The 15,678-nt window shown below is 35.5% G+C and carries 14 protein-coding genes; 3 read left to right on the forward strand and 11 right to left on the reverse strand.

Going from position 1 to position 15,678, the window contains the following annotated elements; translation table 11 throughout:
* Positions 1-4: 4 nt before the first annotated feature.
* Entirely contained in the window at positions 5-433 is a 429-nt protein-coding gene (locus tag L1275_RS06410; RefSeq protein WP_253470992.1) for a DUF5684 domain-containing protein, read from the forward strand.
* Positions 434-504: 71 nt separating this feature from the next.
* On the opposite strand, the gene L1275_RS06415 is transcribed toward L1275_RS06410, so the two are convergent.
* The 6 genes from L1275_RS06415 to L1275_RS06440 form a co-directional block, all read right to left on the reverse strand.
* Complete coding sequence (locus L1275_RS06415; RefSeq protein ID WP_253470994.1) at positions 505-1,074, reverse strand: hypothetical protein; 570 nt, start codon at positions 1,072-1,074, stop codon at positions 505-507.
* A 276-nt stretch (positions 1,075-1,350) separates the two neighbouring features.
* Entirely contained in the window at positions 1,351-3,021 is a 1,671-nt protein-coding gene (locus tag L1275_RS06420) for an MBOAT family protein (RefSeq protein ID WP_253470996.1), read from the reverse strand.
* A complete protein-coding gene (locus L1275_RS06425) occupies positions 3,021-4,409 on the reverse strand; it encodes a GDSL-type esterase/lipase family protein (protein WP_253470998.1) in 1,389 nt (462 codons plus the stop codon). The genes L1275_RS06420 and L1275_RS06425 overlap by 1 nt, the downstream gene beginning before the upstream one ends.
* 19 nt (positions 4,410-4,428) lie before the next feature.
* Positions 4,429-5,871, reverse strand: coding sequence for a hypothetical protein (locus L1275_RS06430; RefSeq protein WP_253471313.1), 1,443 nt, complete (start codon positions 5,869-5,871; stop codon positions 4,429-4,431).
* Between the two features lie 59 nt (positions 5,872-5,930).
* The gene (gene argS, locus L1275_RS06435) at positions 5,931-7,709 is read right to left on the reverse strand and encodes an arginine--tRNA ligase (RefSeq protein ID WP_253470999.1); all 1,779 of its coding nucleotides are present in this window, start codon (positions 7,707-7,709) and stop codon (positions 5,931-5,933) included.
* Between the two features lie 247 nt (positions 7,710-7,956).
* Positions 7,957-8,607, reverse strand: a complete 651-nt coding sequence (locus tag L1275_RS06440; RefSeq protein WP_253471002.1) for a metallophosphoesterase — start codon at positions 8,605-8,607, stop codon at positions 7,957-7,959.
* A 486-nt stretch (positions 8,608-9,093) separates the two neighbouring features.
* Between L1275_RS06440 and L1275_RS06445 the strand changes: the two genes are divergently transcribed.
* The gene (locus tag L1275_RS06445; protein WP_253471004.1) at positions 9,094-10,056 is read left to right on the forward strand and encodes an alpha/beta fold hydrolase; all 963 of its coding nucleotides are present in this window, start codon (positions 9,094-9,096) and stop codon (positions 10,054-10,056) included.
* Positions 10,057-10,141: 85 nt separating this feature from the next.
* Here the strand turns inward: L1275_RS06445 and L1275_RS06450 are convergent, their stop codons facing one another.
* Entirely contained in the window at positions 10,142-10,534 is a 393-nt protein-coding gene (locus L1275_RS06450; protein WP_253471005.1) for a heavy-metal-associated domain-containing protein, read from the reverse strand.
* Between the two features lie 370 nt (positions 10,535-10,904).
* On the opposite strand from L1275_RS06450, the gene L1275_RS06455 reads away from it, so the two are divergent.
* The gene (locus L1275_RS06455) at positions 10,905-11,096 is read left to right on the forward strand and encodes a cold-shock protein (RefSeq protein WP_219294169.1); all 192 of its coding nucleotides are present in this window, start codon (positions 10,905-10,907) and stop codon (positions 11,094-11,096) included.
* 61 nt (positions 11,097-11,157) lie between these two features.
* Here the strand turns inward: L1275_RS06455 and L1275_RS06460 are convergent, their stop codons facing one another.
* The 4 genes from L1275_RS06460 to L1275_RS06475 all read right to left on the reverse strand — a co-directional run bounded on the left by L1275_RS06460 (position 11,158) and on the right by L1275_RS06475 (position 15,674).
* A complete protein-coding gene (locus L1275_RS06460; RefSeq protein WP_253471007.1) occupies positions 11,158-11,796 on the reverse strand; it encodes an alpha-ketoglutarate-dependent dioxygenase AlkB in 639 nt (212 codons plus the stop codon).
* Positions 11,797-11,887: 91 nt separating this feature from the next.
* Positions 11,888-12,742 (reverse strand): methylated-DNA--[protein]-cysteine S-methyltransferase, encoded by an 855-nt coding sequence (locus L1275_RS06465; protein ID WP_253471010.1) that lies wholly within the window; start codon positions 12,740-12,742, stop codon positions 11,888-11,890.
* Positions 12,743-13,228: 486 nt separating this feature from the next.
* On the reverse strand, positions 13,229-14,815 hold the full coding sequence (locus tag L1275_RS06470) for an ABC-F family ATP-binding cassette domain-containing protein (protein WP_253471012.1): 1,587 nt from the start codon (positions 14,813-14,815) through the stop codon (positions 13,229-13,231).
* Positions 14,816-15,047: 232 nt separating this feature from the next.
* A complete protein-coding gene (locus tag L1275_RS06475) occupies positions 15,048-15,674 on the reverse strand; it encodes a pyruvate dehydrogenase (RefSeq protein ID WP_253471014.1) in 627 nt (208 codons plus the stop codon).
* Positions 15,675-15,678: the final 4 nt, after the last annotated feature.

Here is a 15,678-nt window from a genome sequence, read left to right on the forward strand (position 1 = left end):
TATTATGGACGACCAAATTTACACTAACTCGGAGATGAGTACAGCGGCGGCAGCCGGAGGAATGTTGTTTTTTATTATTTATTTTGCAATTATCATTCTGTTGATTGCTTCTTTATGGAAGATTTTCGTAAAAGCCGGTAAACCGGGCTGGGCTGCTATAGTACCTATCTACAATACCGTAATTTTATTGGAAATCATAGGAAAACCATTGTGGTGGATATTCTTGTTCTTTATTCCTGGAGTAAACCTTGTCATTGGAATTTGGACTATGAACTTGCTCGCTAAGAGTTTTGGAAAAACAGAAGGTTTTACGATTGGAATGATTTTCCTACCTTTTATTTTCTACCCTATTTTAGGTTTTGGCGATGCCGTTTATGTTGGTCCTGCTGGATCAGATGGCAACACCCCAAATCAATTGACCGACCGGGTTTAAACGGTATTTGAACAAATCAAAAAGCGAGCAGAAAATTTTCTGCTCGCTTTTTTTATTTTAAAAGGTTGTTATTATATTTTTTTTTCTAAAAACTCCCCTAATTTCTTAGCTGTCATAGCATAACATTCAGAAATCATAATATTCCGATGCATAGCCATGGTTTTTCCCTCCGCTTTATCCATACCGATAACCAACACAACATTTTTAGGATTCTCCGTTTCAATAAAGACTAATTTAGAACTTAAGAGAGCCATTTTCACACCTGGAGTTCCCGGATCCAACCATTCCGATTCAACAACTAGAGTGTATTTTGCTTGGGGGTTATTGGAAAAATTAATTTTGCTGTTTTTATTGATACTAGCAAAAAACTTATTGGGAAAATTCTCGTCTTTCTGTTGCTGCCACGTTTTGTAAAAATCCTCATCAGGATTTTTCTTTCGCACATCTTCGTCTCTTTTCTTAAGGTAAGCATTTTCGGATATCTTATGTTTAGTTACTTTAAGATTCGAATAATCAAAAGTCACATTGACCTCTGTCTGATCTTTTAGAAATTCGAAACTTCCCGCTTGCAATTTTTGTCCATAAGTTGTACAAAACGACGATACAAGTAATAGTACAGTGATAAAAATATTGTTTTTCATAAAAAACACTTAAATAAGTTAATTGATATAAGTATACACAAAATACATTGGGACAAACATAAATAAAATATACAAAAAAAACATATCTTCATACATTTACCTTCCCTAAATCTATAAAAATATTGACCAATGCCCTTAAGATAAATAAATCAAAAACGACTTCAGCTGATCAAAAGTACCTCAAGGTTAGGAAGCTGTTAAAACCAAAACGATTCGTTGTTGACTTACGCCAATAACGAATCGTTTTGATATAGAATAAAATATTTTAAATTCGATTTAAAACTGGAAATATATAAACGGTTGTGGACCCGCCGCGGCTGTTGCGAAAACAACCCAGAAAATAAATCCTAATATCGCGGCCTTTATCAACATTGGCATTTTGTCAAATAATGAACGAACACCACCCATCCAACTTTTAGGTATAAAATGCCATACAAAACCAATCGCAATTAGTAAGAACACGTTTTTATAACTGATGATGATGGTTTGCCATTGTTCTAAATCCCAAGTTAGGTTTCCAATATTATAGATAACATTTAAAGCTGTGTCAAAATCTTTTGCTCTAAAGAAAATCCAACAAAAAGCTACAAAATGAAAGGTCAAAATTACCGATACGATATTCCATACCCCTAAGCTATTCACCACTCTAGTCCCTTTTTTAGATGGAAACAACTCATCAATCGTTTTATGTATCGCTAGAGCAATTCCGTGAAGAGCACCCCAGATGATAAAACGCATACTAGCTCCATGCCATAGTCCTCCCAACAACATAGTCGTAAAAAGGTTGAAATTGGTAAATAAGGTTCGTTCCTTGTTCTTGGACAATAAAATAGTCAATAGAAAAACAACGACGGAAGTTATAGCGATAGCTAAAGGAACGACGGTTTCATCATAATAATAGATCCCCCATCCAAGTATTCCAACGAAAAACAATCCAGGGAATAAGAAACCTGCAAAAGTTCCCTTTCTATTACCTCCTATTGAAATATACAAGAAGTCTTTTAACCAAGTTGACAACGAGATATGCCAACGTCTCCAAAACTCCGTAATCGATGCTGATTGGTAGGGCACGTCAAAGTTAATCGGTAAACGATACCCTAACAACAAGGCGATACCAATGGCCATGTCGGAATAACCCGAGAAATCACAATAAATCTGGATCGCATAACCGTAAGTAGCCATCAAATTCTCAAATGCGGTATAACTGTTTGGCGAGTCAAAAACACGATCGACAAAATTTACAGAGATATAATCTGAAATTACAGCCTTTTTAAGTAAACCACCAATGATTAAAAACAGTCCTTCATTGACATACTCTCTTGAAATATGTAGGCGTTGATAGATCTGAGGAATAAAGTCCTTGGCACGTACAATGGGTCCTGCTACTAATTGCGGAAAAAAAGATATAAAGAACAAATAGTCAACAAAACTCTTTGTCGGTTCGATTTCCTTTCTATACACCTCGATGATATAGCTGATCGATTGGAAAGTAAAAAAAGAAATTCCCACTGGTAAGATAATATCATTGAGATGATAACTACTTCCCGAGGCAAGATTAAAACCGTCTAAAATAAAATTGGTGTATTTAAAATACCCCAGCATCCCCAAATTAACTAAAACACTGATTGTCAATAAGGTTTTTTTCTTAACCAGACTCTTTTCTCGATAAATGATATTTGCTAAATAATAATCTATAATAGACGAACCTACTAGAAGTAAGAAAAACATACCACTCGATTTGTAATAGAAAAAGAGTGAGAATATAACTACATATATCAACCGCAGATGAAAGGTTTTTCTGATACCTATATAAAACAAATAGAATACAAGAAACATTCCGAGGAATAAACCCGAATTAAACAATAGTGGTTCCTTTGGGTTAAAAGAAAACCATTTGATGACATCAGCCATCGTGAGGACAGGCAAACTAAAATCGAGTATGGACATTAATTCTTATGAGAAATTTTAAAATTTTTAAAAGCTTCAAGTAGTGCATTTGCAAATAATTCACCTTTGTATTCGTAACCCGATTTGGAATAGTGAACATAATCTCTAGAAACCAAACCTTTATCATAATTTTCGTTTACACTATTGATTCCTCCCAATATGTGAAACACATCCCAAACAGCATATTGCTGGGCTACGGCATCCTCTATAATGGAATCGGCATAGCCTTCAGAAAAACTGTTAGGTATTTTCTTCTGAAACAAAGAAGGTGGCGGCGTTGTGATTAAAATAGTCGCCCGCGGGTTATCTTTTTTGATCTCGTCGATAAAAAAGTTCATTTGCTCTTGATAATTTGCCGTTCCCATTTTATCAAAAGCTTCATTAGTACCTAAAGAGATCACCACCAAATCCGGTTTCAATCCCTTTACTTGATTAAAAAATAAGGTATACTTATTATAATCGGAAAATTTGGCACCATTCACTCCAATGCTATGATATAAAATCCCCGCTTGATCATTTTCAAAAACCAATCCGTTTAAATTATAATTTTCCGCCTTTTTATTAGGCAACAAATAAATTTTAGACAAGGCTGAGGAATTGGTGTATTCGCGATACAAATTTTTATCCACTGTTTCAAGTGGAATAAATTCCGACCTAGCGATAGCTTTTGTTTCAACGAGATTTGACGGAATATACAATACTTTTCCCGCGTGAATCAGATTTCCTTTTAAGCTGTTGGCTTTTTTGATTTGCTCTAAGGTTACTCCATATTTTTTAGCAATCGTTCCAATGGCTTCCCCTTTTTTAATTCTGTGATTAATTTTCTGAGGCACCTTTTGCTCTACCATAATCGTTTTTGAAGCGGTGGCTACGTCAAAAATATCGTCATTACCGGGCGTAAATATTTTCATCTTGGTAAATTGATACTTCGAATCGCGCACATTAATCTCGAGAACAAAATCATCCTTCTTAGACGATAATGCAATTCCACTTAATCCTACTGACGATCCGTTTAACGGATAAATATTGCGATAACTGGTCCAATCAACATTCGACGAATACTGAACAAATGCATTGCCATTAGTCTTTGCTAACTTATACGGAAAAGAAAAGCCCAAACCACCATTTCCAAATTCACCTTGGAGTATTTCCCTGATTTTACCCGTAAATAAATCCGCTTGAATATGAGAATCCCCGATATGAACAATATTGATTTTACCTTTTTTGCTCGTTTCTAATTCGGAAAGCTTTTTGAAGAACGATTTTAAAACGGTTTCATTCAAAATTATGTTTTCGGCATGTTTGACCGAATTCAAGCTATCTGACTCTTCCTTCACGGCACTAAGCACTTGCTCTTGAGACCAACTCAACAGACCGCTTAGTAACATGCATAGGACAACTAATTTTTTAATGAACATTTACACTATCTTTTCTTTTTATTTTAATCGTATCCTTGGCTTTAGGTTTGGCTTTAACTGCAGCAGGTTGTTCTGAGTGCACAACTTCAGTTCTAGCCTTTTTATAAGCCTCATACCCTTCTTCTAACTGTTTAAAAATCAAATTAGAGATTTCTTTAGCTCCTCTATGATTAAAATGCGTATAGTCTTTATTGGCTTTGGCTGGTACTTCATCGGCCCATTTGACCATAGAACCATCCCCACCCATCAATTGATATAAATTGACAAATCCCGCTTGGTTTGAAATCGCGTATTTACGTTGCGCATTCACCAAGGGCACTACAGCCGAATCCGTTTGCATCGTTAAATCATACTTTGTTGCCTTATCCGCGGTCGAAATCACTAATATAGTTGCCGCTGGAAAGCAATTTCTCAGGTTTTCAACTACCCTACTCATCTGACGTTCGTACCAAGAATAATTATAAGAACCGTAGTTTAATACGTTCGTTCCGTAATGCAAAATAATCAATTGATACGGTATCTTTTGCTGAAACTGATTCATTAAACTCGGTTTAAAAGTAGATAAAGGCAAACCGGAATTTCCGCGATTCGAAAAATTATCTATATGTATTCCTTGTTGATCATCAAAATTAAATCCGTAAAACGGTATAGAATCGGTATGTATAAAATCTGCTTTAAACGCTTTTAGGTTCCCTTCAGACAATACGAGTGTATTGAGTTCATTAACCGGATTCAACTTTTTATATATAGTATCCTTGCCAACAATCATACGCAATTGTCCTCTACCATTATTAGATCTTCCATAAAACAAGGTCGGACGATTTAAGGAACCAAGATGCATCAATGCGGACGACTTATAACGCACCCAAGTGCTATTTATGGTGTCTTTAGTAAAAAACACATGTCCATTAACACCAAAAGGTTTTATTGGCTTTTTTACATTCAAATAGGATTGGGTTTTCCAATTTGGCGAAAATTGATGAGATACAGAGCTTCTAGATCCTGCGGACTCCGAAGTAATCGATACAAAACCAACTCCTTCACCGCCATATTTATTTTGGAAATTCTTACGTAAGTCTTGAACAATCATATCTCCATCGGTCATCGAATCGCCATAATACGCTATTCTAACCTTTCCTTTTTGTTCCATCTCTAATTGATACAACTTTTCGTAAAAGGTTTTCATATATGCAAATCCTCTAAACGTAGATGCTGGTTCGTCGGATTCGATCATCGAAAATCCCCCCAGACTATCCACTGCCAAAGAGTCAATTTCAGGATGAGCTATTTTTTTGTTGTGAGCGTCTTTTTCTTCTTGAATTGCCTCTAAAAGCAAACTATCCACTACGATATATTTGTTTTTAACTTCGGATTCTTTGAAGATTTTCTTTGGTAGATAAGTTTTAAAAACCAAGAAAAAACCAGTCGCCATTATTGCAATGGCGAATGATTGAAATGCATACGATTTAGATATCTTCACACTAATAAAAGTTACATGCGATCTGGAACGGCAATTCCCAATAGAGAAAAACCATTTTTTATAATTGTTCCTACTTTCTGAGACAATTGTACTCGGAAAACTTTTAAATCTTGGTCTTCTTCACCCAAGATAGGAATGGTTTGGTAAAAAGAATTGTATTCTCTAACCAACTCATAGATATAATTAGCTAGTAAAGCTGGACTGTGAGATTTTCCTGCATTTTGAATGACTTCTGTAAAAGATTCTATCAATTTCAAAAGCTCTTTTTCTTTACTATCTAAAGCAATATTTTCTACTTTATAAGAATAATCAAAGTTTGATTTTCTTAAAATAGATTGGATACGCGCGTAGGTATATTGGATAAACGGACCTGTATTTCCAGCAAAATCGACAGATTCCTCTGGATTAAACAATATTCGTTTTTTTGGATCTACCTTTAATATATAATATTTTAAAGCTCCTAGCCCTATGGTCTTGTATAAGCTTTGTTTTTCCTCTTCAGAATATCCTTCTAATTTACCCAATTCCTCAGATATTTGTTGAGCGGTATCCGTCATTTCTTGCATCAAATCGTCGGCATCAACAACAGTTCCCTCTCTACTCTTCATTTTACCAGATGGCAAATCAACCATACCATAAGATAAATGGAACAAGCTGTCAGCCCATTCGAATCCCAGCTTTTTAAGAATCAAAAACAACACTTTAAAGTGGTAATCTTGCTCATTACCAACAGTGTAAACCATTCCTCCAATATCATTAAAATCTTTAACACGTTGGATAGCTGTTCCGATATCTTGGGTCATATAAACCGAAGTACCATCACCACGCAAGACTAATTTTTCGTCTAAACCTTCAGCGGTTAAATCAATCCAAACCGACCCGTCTTCTTTTTGAAAGAATACACCATCTTTTAAACCGTTTTCCACCACATCCTTACCCAACAAATACGTATCGCTTTCGTAATAGTTTTTATCGAAATCAACACCCAAATTTTTAAAGGTTATCGCAAAACCATCATATACCCATTGGTTCATTTCCTTCCACAAGGCTATAACTTCTGGTTTGCCAGCTTCCCAATCCAATAACATTTGTTGTGCCTCCAAAATAATCGGTGCCTCTTTTTTTGCTTCGTCTTCTGAACGACCTGATTGCATCAATTCAGCGATCTGTTCCTTATAAACCTTATCAAAGGTTACATAGAAATTACCCACCAATTTGTCGCCTTTCAACCCAGTGCTAGCAGGAGTTTGTCCGTTTCCGAATTTCTGCCAAGCCAACATCGACTTACAAATATGTATTCCCCTATCATTTATGATTTGAGTCTTATAAACTTTTCTACCTGATGCCTTTAATATTTGAGCAACAGAATATCCCAATAGATTATTTCTAACATGACCTAAGTGCAAAGGTTTATTGGTATTTGGCGAACAATATTCTACCAATACCGCTTTTTCATCTACTAAGGTCGATTGAAAACCAAAACGCTCTTCGTCTTTAATCTCATTGAAAAAATTCAAGTAAAAAGCATCTGTGACTACTAAATTTAAGAAACCTGAAACCACATTAAAACGCTCAATTTCCTTTGCGTTTTCTACTAAATACTCGCCAATCTTAGTTCCAATTTCAACAGGATTCCCTTTAATCACTTTTAAGAATGGAAAAATCACCACTGTTGTATCTCCCTCAAACTCCTTTCTCGTACCTTGAAATTCAATTTTATCAATAGTAACCCCATATAGAGATTGTACTGCATTTTCGATTTGAGGAATTAGAATCTGATTTAATGTCATTGCTTATTAATTTTAAGGAACAAAGATAATTGTTATTTCAGTATTTTTTTACTTTTATAGGGATATAATTACAGTCGGCTCAGTATACCTATTAATCCAAGAAAAAGGAAGGTTTTAAAAGAAAGGTAGCGTTAAAATTTTTAGTTTTTAACAAGGAGTAGATCAACTGTTTCTATTTCAAAAACGATTAAAATAAGTAAACACCCTGAAAAATCAAATGCAAGCTATCCGTAAAATAATATTGTAGTTACTCGATATCTCGACAATCGGTTTTGATATGAACTTCTTCAAGAATTTTTGCCGTTTGCGAAACCTTTAAACCCGTTAAACCATACCCATAGCATGCAGCGGTATCTATATTCCAAGAATTCGACACAGGGGTATAATACGCTTGATTCACTTTTAGAGGAGTATGTCCATGAATCTGTAGTTTCCCAATATTTTTCAACGGCTCCCTATTCCACAAAACACTAGAAGGATGTGCCTCTTCAAACGGCAAAGGCGTATGAGATATCCCAGCATGAGTCACAACCAAAAAATCTGTTTCAAAAACTAAGGGACGCTCTTTTAACCATGTAATCCACGAAACGATATCGAGCTGATGCGATTTGATTTCATCTAAAGTTTTTTGACCGCATTGCCGAACCCAATTATCATTAAAAGCCACTTCAACGTGTTCTATAATCTCGGCTTCATGATTTCCTTTTAGAAAAACCGTGTTATGAGGAAAATCGCTCGAAAGCTTTCTACATTCCTCAACGACGCGAACACCGTGATTTCCTCTATCAATAAAGTCACCAACACAGATCAATATTTCTGTATCCCGATTCCAGTGCTTTAAAATTTCTAAAAAGGTAAAATAACAGCCGTGTATATCGCCAACTATAAAATAATTCATCTGTGAGTATTTAAAAAACAGCAAAGATAATTATCTTTTAAACACGAATTTTAATGTACTATCGGATTAAACATCTGGTTTTTTTTTCTAATTCACTTTTACACATCGTCCCTTCTACCTTCAATTCGGCGTTTAATCGGCTGTTATAACTTTCCACATTTCCAATCAATCCTTATTTCCAGCATCCGAATACAAAAACCCCGTTTGGACAACAGCCTATTTACTACTGGCTCTTACTAAAATAGCGTCAGTCTTTGTAAATTGTTTGATATATTTTTAACACGAGCCAGGTTGGTATCGATAAAATATGTAGAACATAGACTGTAACATGAACAGGTAGATAGTTGTTGAAAAATTAATTCAAGTTCATTGGAATAGTATTAAAATTCAAAATAGATAGCTAAAAAAACTTTAAATAAAAGTAGTCTCAAGTCAATTTTAAATTTTAATCCGTTAATATTGTAATCTACTAATCAACTACTTTATATGCAAATTAAGTCACTATTTTTAATTCTACAGTCTTTTCTGATGTTTACAGCAGGCGCTCAAACTCAAAAAGGAAAAAACATCGACAAACAAGAACAAGTGCTTATCGGCGGAATAGTACAAACGATCGAAATCAAGGGTACAGATTTCAATAATCCAATATTATTATTTCTCCACGGCGGCCCAGGCACCTCACTGATCCCTGTTTCTGAGTCGTTTACTCAAGATTTACAAAAACATTTTGTAGTAGTACAATGGGATCAACGTCAGACGGGAAGTACCCTTAAAACCAATGCGTCACCCGTTCCTTTATCAACAGCCTTATTGCAAGCTGACGCCAATGAAATGGTAACTTATTTATTAAAACACTTTAACAAGCCGAAATTGTATTTGGTTTCACACTCTTGGGGATCTATATTGGGCTTTGACATTGCTAGTAAACAGCCCGAATCCTTATACGCTTATATTTGTATTAGCGCCCTAATTGACCAAAATAAAAATGCTCAACTCACTATAGACATGCTGAACAAATGGGCTACAGAAAATACAATTGCCGAAGCTCAAACAGAGCTAGCCCGTGTTAAGGTACCCTATCAAACTCCTGATGATTTATTTTACGCCCAAAAATGGCTTTTTATACACAATGGCGTTGAATTTGCCAAAGAAGACGATTTCAAACCCACCTATTACCGTTGGTTAGATGTTTGGTTTCCGACTTGGTTAGCCTCAGTACAAAACAATCGATTTAATCAGCAACAAGAATTTCAATGCCCCATTTATTTTTTTGAAGGCAATGGCGATCAACAACAATCACATTATATAGTAGAAGATTATTATAATTGGATCAAAGCACCTAAAAAAGATTTTTTCTGGTTTACCAAATCCGGTCATACGATCTTCAATACCGAACCCGATAAAATTCAGTCCTTACTAATAGAACATATTTTACCTAAAACCAATTAGGTGTGCATCAAATAAAAAATCCCCTTGCATCAAATTGATACAAGGGGATTTTTCTTTTAGCACTGTGTTATTAAATTTCTATTAACTACACTTTTTCTGTTCCTTTATCTTTACAACAGCCATCCAATTTAGCATATACTTCCGGATCTGCTTTAACATCATCTGCATCATAACCCATTTTAGAGATCGCCTGTCTGATTTGATCTAAACTTACTTTCTTTGGACTATAATAAACCGTGATCGTATTGGCTTCTTGATCAATATCGAATTGTCTCACACCACTTAGTTTATATAAGGTGCTTTTAAAAGTTTGCCCACAAGTTTCACATTCTTTACAATGTTCACAATATATAGCCGTTTTTATTATTGCTTTCTCATTGCTTTTCGAAGTTTGCGCCTGACTAGAAGTTGCTAGTCCAAAAAACAAAAAAGACAAAAAGAAAACGTTACTGAATTTTATCTTACCGATCCCCCACATAAATAGATATTTTTTAGTGATTACTTATTAAAGCTGCTAATTTAGCAAAAACATTTTATATAACGTTAACTGATTATCTATTTTAAAAACTGTTCTTATAGTTTTAGAGCTTTCATTATAGGCAATACTTTATTGTATATTGTTAAACTAATAGCAACGATTCTCCCTATGTATTACATCAACTGTATGGCAAAAAACTAAAACACACCTATTTTAGAAAAAAAATAATTATTATAAAAACACGCATTTTTACTGGGCTCAGAAGCGTAAATACAAAAAAATATAAAATATTAATAAAAATAATCCCCCATTTACTTGTAGATATTAAATATTCATTCTATATTTGCAGGAATTAAATAACACAAAAGTAATGCAAGAAGGTACAGTAAAATTTTTCAATGAAGACAAAGGTTTCGGATTTATTACACCAAACAATGGTGATAGCGAAATATTTGTTCACGCTACAGGTCTAATGGATAATATTCGTGAGAACGATGCAGTTCGTTATGACGTAGAAGAAGGTCGTAGAGGTCTTAACGCAGTAAACGTAGTCTTAGCTTAACATACTATATAGATACAACGTAAATTAACACCTAATCCATGATTAGGTGTTTTTTTTTATATTAGTTTTTATTCGTAACTCGATTTTCGACTAACGATTCAATAGTTCTAAACGTAAGATTTACCCGAGCTGTATGTATTAATTTTGTTGGAGGCAAACGATGCAACCAATGTGCTTGCGTAGTCCCCTTCATCACTAAAAGACTGCCGTGTTCTAAAATACGCTCCACCTTTTCCAAGCTTCGTTTATGTTTAAACGCAAATTTTCGTACTGCACCAAAACTTAAGGACGCTATAGCTCCATTCTTTTTGAGATCCTTTTCCCCATCACTATGCCACGCCATACCCTCATCACCGTTGTGATACAGATTTAATAGACAGGAATTGTAAGTTTCTCCCGTTCTCTCTTCAACGATAGCTTTTAATTCTAGTAATTCACGATTCCAACCTAAAGCACGTTTAGTGGTATTCGAATACGTATATTCAAAAGGCAAATCACCGTACCAGGCCACTTTGCGTTTGGTGGTAATTTTCTTACCAAAGATAACAGCCTCATCATGGCGCCATTCGATACCATTCAACAATTTATGCAAATACGAATCCGCTTGCTGCTTATCGAACAACATTCCATAATAGTAAACTTCTCCATCAGCGGGCAGCAGGTTGATGTTTTCGTCAAGTCGGTTATCAAAAAGATCCATTTTTTAGGTTTTTAACATTATAGGTCTCTACTATAAGTTAGTGATTTTAAATTAAACCACCAAAAACAGCATCGCTTTAATTCTTTCTAGTTCATTCGTCTTGTGAGGCATTTTGCACTCCTTCCCAACCAATAATAGCGGCTTTACGAGTAGTCCCCCACATATAACCACCTAATTGTCCCGAAGCTTGAATAACGCGATGACAGGGAATTAAAAAAGCAATAGGGTTTTTACCAATCGCCGTGCCCACTGTTCTAGAAGCAGAAGGTTTTCCAATTTCCTTCGCTATATCACCGTAAGTTGTCAGTTGTCCCATCGGAATTTTCAACAAACTCTCCCAAACTTTCAATTGAAAATCCGTGCCTTTTAAATGCAATTTGACCTCGGATAATTGGCTAGAATCACTTTGAAAAAATTTTAATGCGGTTTGCTGTATCTCATCGGATTTTTGCTCCAAAACAGCATTGGGAAACCGATTAATTAAATGAGCTACAGCTTGATTTTTATCAGTTTCAAAAGCCATGTGACAAATCCCCTTAGCGGTTGATGCTAAAATCAATATTCCAAAAAGGCTATCCACTATATCATAATTAATCATCAGGTTTTCTCCTCCATTTTTAAATTCAGCCGGTGTCATTCCTTCCATTTTCACAAACAAATCATGTAATCTACTACTGCTTGATAAGCCGGTTTGAAAAGCCATCTCAGAAAGACTTATATCACGATTTTCTTGCAGCAATTGTTTTGCGTAACCGATACTGATGTATTGCAAAAATTTCTTAGGACTGGTTCCCGCCCATTCAGTAAACAGTCTCTGAAAGTGAAACGGACTTAAATGTACCGCCGCAGCAATCTGCTCCAAACTCGGTTGTTCCTTAAAATGACGATTGATATAATCAATCGCTTTGGCAATACGCGTAAATTGATGTACTTCCCCCTCTTTCATAAGCTCAGTATTTAAAGCGTAAAGATGCTATTAGTTTGACAAATAAAAAATCCAATTCTTGCTTTTAAATCAACGACCAAGAATTTTTTATTAGACCACAACTATCTAGAATCCTTTAAATTGATCTCTACGACATCGAAAAGCACAGATGATTTATTAATCAATTAAAATTTTAAAGACAAAAACACTTACTAGCCAGATCGACAAATAAACATATATTATCCTCTCCTCAGTATATAAGGCCTGCTATTAATTCATCAATATACTAGATTCCATCACCCTAAGCAAGAGTGAAAAATTTGGACATTATCCGGTTAGAATGCTCTTCAAGTCTGTTAAGAATAACCTCTAAAACAATCAAGATAATTTGATCATAATGACCAGATTCGAGTACAGACCATCATTTCCTGAATCAGCGCTGATCGTGTTCATAATTCAATTCTTTTTCTACATTTTTTACAATGAAAAACAAAAAACAACAACACTTTATAGCGCTATAAAGTGTGCTACCCCTATTTCCTGTAAAAATGAAACATCATGTGAAACAACCAATAAAGTCCCTTTATAGTCGCCAATCGCACGGGTCAAAATTTCCAGATTCTGAATATCTAAATTGTTTGTCGGTTCATCCAAAACGATCATATCTGGCGGTCTAGCACTCAAGGTTAAAGAACACAGCATCAGTCGCATTTTTTCACCTCCACTTAAAGCACTGCACGACTTACCCCAGTCTACACTACCAAACAAAAAGCGGTTCAGTCGCATCTTGACTTCATGCTCTGGCCAAAGACCTTCATTAAATATTTGCGCTTGTTCAAAAACAGTTAGGTGGTTGCTGATCAAAGAATAGTCCTGATCGATATAAATCGTTTGAACAGCCGCGCGAAATAAGCTTCCAGAAGTGGGAATCCATGTACCCAACATCATTTTTATCAAGGTGGTTTTACCCGATCCGTTTGCCCCTGTGATAGCCCAGCGCTCACCACTTCGCACTTCAAAAGTCAAAGCATTTTGCCATAGTTGACCAGCCTCATATTCGAAATTTACAGCCTCTGCGGTGATCATCACTTTACCGCGATGCAAATCAGAATCATCAAAATCTATTTTCATCGCTGCCAAGTCTGGCTGCTCCTTTCTCAGTGCTCGTAATTCGTCTACAATTGCATCTCCTTTATCCGTGTGAACTCCTTTTAACTTCGATGCAGTTTTCTCTGCCTTATTCCTAAGCGTATTCATCATGATTGTTGAGATACCCGCTTTTTCTTGTTTCTTCTTACCGCGGGCATCTAATTTTTGTTGCCGTTCCAGAGTCTCGTGTTCGACAACTTTAGCTTTCCGTAAAGCTTTTTCTTTGTTGTTGATATCTTGACACAAAGCATGGCTCTGCACTTGTTTTTGAGCGACATAAAAATCATAGTTACCACCATACATAGCGATTCCCTTAATACTCAATTCACAAACTTTATGAATTTTATTCAGCAATACCCGATCATGGCTTACCACAATTAATGTTTGCCGAGTCGTTTCTACATAGCTGTATAGAATCGCTCTACTCGTTATATCCAAATGATTACTGGGTTCATCTAGCAATACTATTTCGGGTTGATGTATGCGTATCCCCGCCAAGAAAACTCGTGTTTTTTGTCCACCGCTTAAGGTTTGCATTTTTTGATGTAAGTCTACATCTTCCAATTGCCAATGGCTCAGCGCTTCTTTAGCACGCTGTTCTATAGTCCAGTCATCGTCAAGTCTGCCTAAATTCTCTTCAGTTGCCTCACCAGCGAGTATAGCTTGTAAAGCAGCTAACTTGCCATCTATACACAAAGCTTTCGCAACGGAATCCCCATTGAATTGACCAAAGTGTTGGGGCACATAATACGGCTGGGAACGCGCAATCACGCTTCCCTTAGAGGGCTGTAACTTACCTGCTAAGATTTGTAATAAAGTGGATTTCCCAGCACCGTTATTTCCTACCAAACTGACTTTGTCGCCGGGATGAATATTAAAACTGATAGCCGAAAATAAGACGTTTTTATCGGAATGTATATAAGTGATATCTTGTAGAATAATCATGATTTCTCTCTTGTAAAGAATGAATAATAACAGTATCCAGCGAAGTCGCTAGTGCCGTTTATTTTTCGAAAGAAATGATTTACAACATGAAATTGTATTTAGATTAGAGTACAAATATAAGCAATAAAAGCGATTTACAGCCACGAATTAATATAATGCAATAAAAACAAGCATAAAACCTTTTAATTACCAGACAATAAGATGCATTTTAAGATAGCTTCTTAGTTAATTCCTAATGACAGAAAGAAATCATATCCAATTCATTTTCAATACAGAAATCGATATTAGCCAATAGTCCTTGAATGTGTTCGCTTGCGAATCCCTTTTCCTCTTCCTCTTCCTCCTCAGCATCTAAAAAGTTCTCGATCATGACATCGGAAATCACCACGTGTTTTAACCGTGCTTTAATTTCTTTGAGTTGCGCTAGGGTAAGCAATCCGATTAAAGGCCAGTCTTTTATAGTAGGAATTGGAAAGGGATTACTGTTATCGCCAAACAAAGCGTGTTCAATCAAGAAGTTCTCTACAGCATAATCATCCAGCAGAAATTTATTAATCAAATCGGTTTCATAGCCCAATTTAATTTCTTGTATATAGGGCAACTCCACACCCAATGTTGTACAAATTCCAATCAGTGCATAACCATAAGCATAATTCGATTTCTCATCACAGCTTCTGCCGTAAATAATATCATTTAATGCTTGAAGTGGTGTTTTATCCAAACCTTGGACTTCAAAATGACTATAGCCTTCAAACAAGTTGTTTTGAATTACTTTTTCCAAGATCTCGGCACTTTCACTTCCGAAAGCACGATCTATTTGAATCTTTTTTATTCCACATGAAAAAATATAATATCCCATAGTG

The organism is Flavobacterium sp. HSC-61S13, assembly GCF_024171535.1.
In the GTDB taxonomy this organism is placed as follows: Bacteria; Bacteroidota; Bacteroidia; order Flavobacteriales; family Flavobacteriaceae; genus Flavobacterium.

Bases quoted from the DNA above. Each gene is read 5' to 3' on its own strand.
- L1275_RS06410 (WP_253470992.1), top strand. From the start codon at position 5: ATGGACGACCAAATTTACACTAACTCGGAGATGAGTACAGCGGCGGCA.
- L1275_RS06415 (WP_253470994.1), bottom strand. From the start codon at position 1,074: ATGAAAAACAATATTTTTATCACTGTACTATTACTTGTATCGTCGTTT.
- L1275_RS06420 (WP_253470996.1), bottom strand. From the start codon at position 3,021: ATGTCCATACTCGATTTTAGTTTGCCTGTCCTCACGATGGCTGATGTC.
- L1275_RS06425 (WP_253470998.1), bottom strand. From the start codon at position 4,409: ATGTTACTAAGCGGTCTGTTGAGTTGGTCTCAAGAGCAAGTGCTTAGT.
- L1275_RS06430 (WP_253471313.1), bottom strand. From the start codon at position 5,871: ATGGCGACTGGTTTTTTCTTGGTTTTTAAAACTTATCTACCAAAGAAA.
- argS (WP_253470999.1), bottom strand. From the start codon at position 7,709: ATGACATTAAATCAGATTCTAATTCCTCAAATCGAAAATGCAGTACAA.
- L1275_RS06440 (WP_253471002.1), bottom strand. From the start codon at position 8,607: ATGAATTATTTTATAGTTGGCGATATACACGGCTGTTATTTTACCTTT.
- L1275_RS06445 (WP_253471004.1), top strand. From the start codon at position 9,094: ATGCAAATTAAGTCACTATTTTTAATTCTACAGTCTTTTCTGATGTTT.
- L1275_RS06450 (WP_253471005.1), bottom strand. From the start codon at position 10,534: ATGTGGGGGATCGGTAAGATAAAATTCAGTAACGTTTTCTTTTTGTCT.
- L1275_RS06455 (WP_219294169.1), top strand. From the start codon at position 10,905: ATGCAAGAAGGTACAGTAAAATTTTTCAATGAAGACAAAGGTTTCGGA.
- L1275_RS06460 (WP_253471007.1), bottom strand. From the start codon at position 11,796: ATGGATCTTTTTGATAACCGACTTGACGAAAACATCAACCTGCTGCCC.
- L1275_RS06465 (WP_253471010.1), bottom strand. From the start codon at position 12,742: ATGAAAGAGGGGGAAGTACATCAATTTACGCGTATTGCCAAAGCGATT.
- L1275_RS06470 (WP_253471012.1), bottom strand. From the start codon at position 14,815: ATGATTATTCTACAAGATATCACTTATATACATTCCGATAAAAACGTC.
- L1275_RS06475 (WP_253471014.1), bottom strand. From the start codon at position 15,674: ATGGGATATTATATTTTTTCATGTGGAATAAAAAAGATTCAAATAGAT.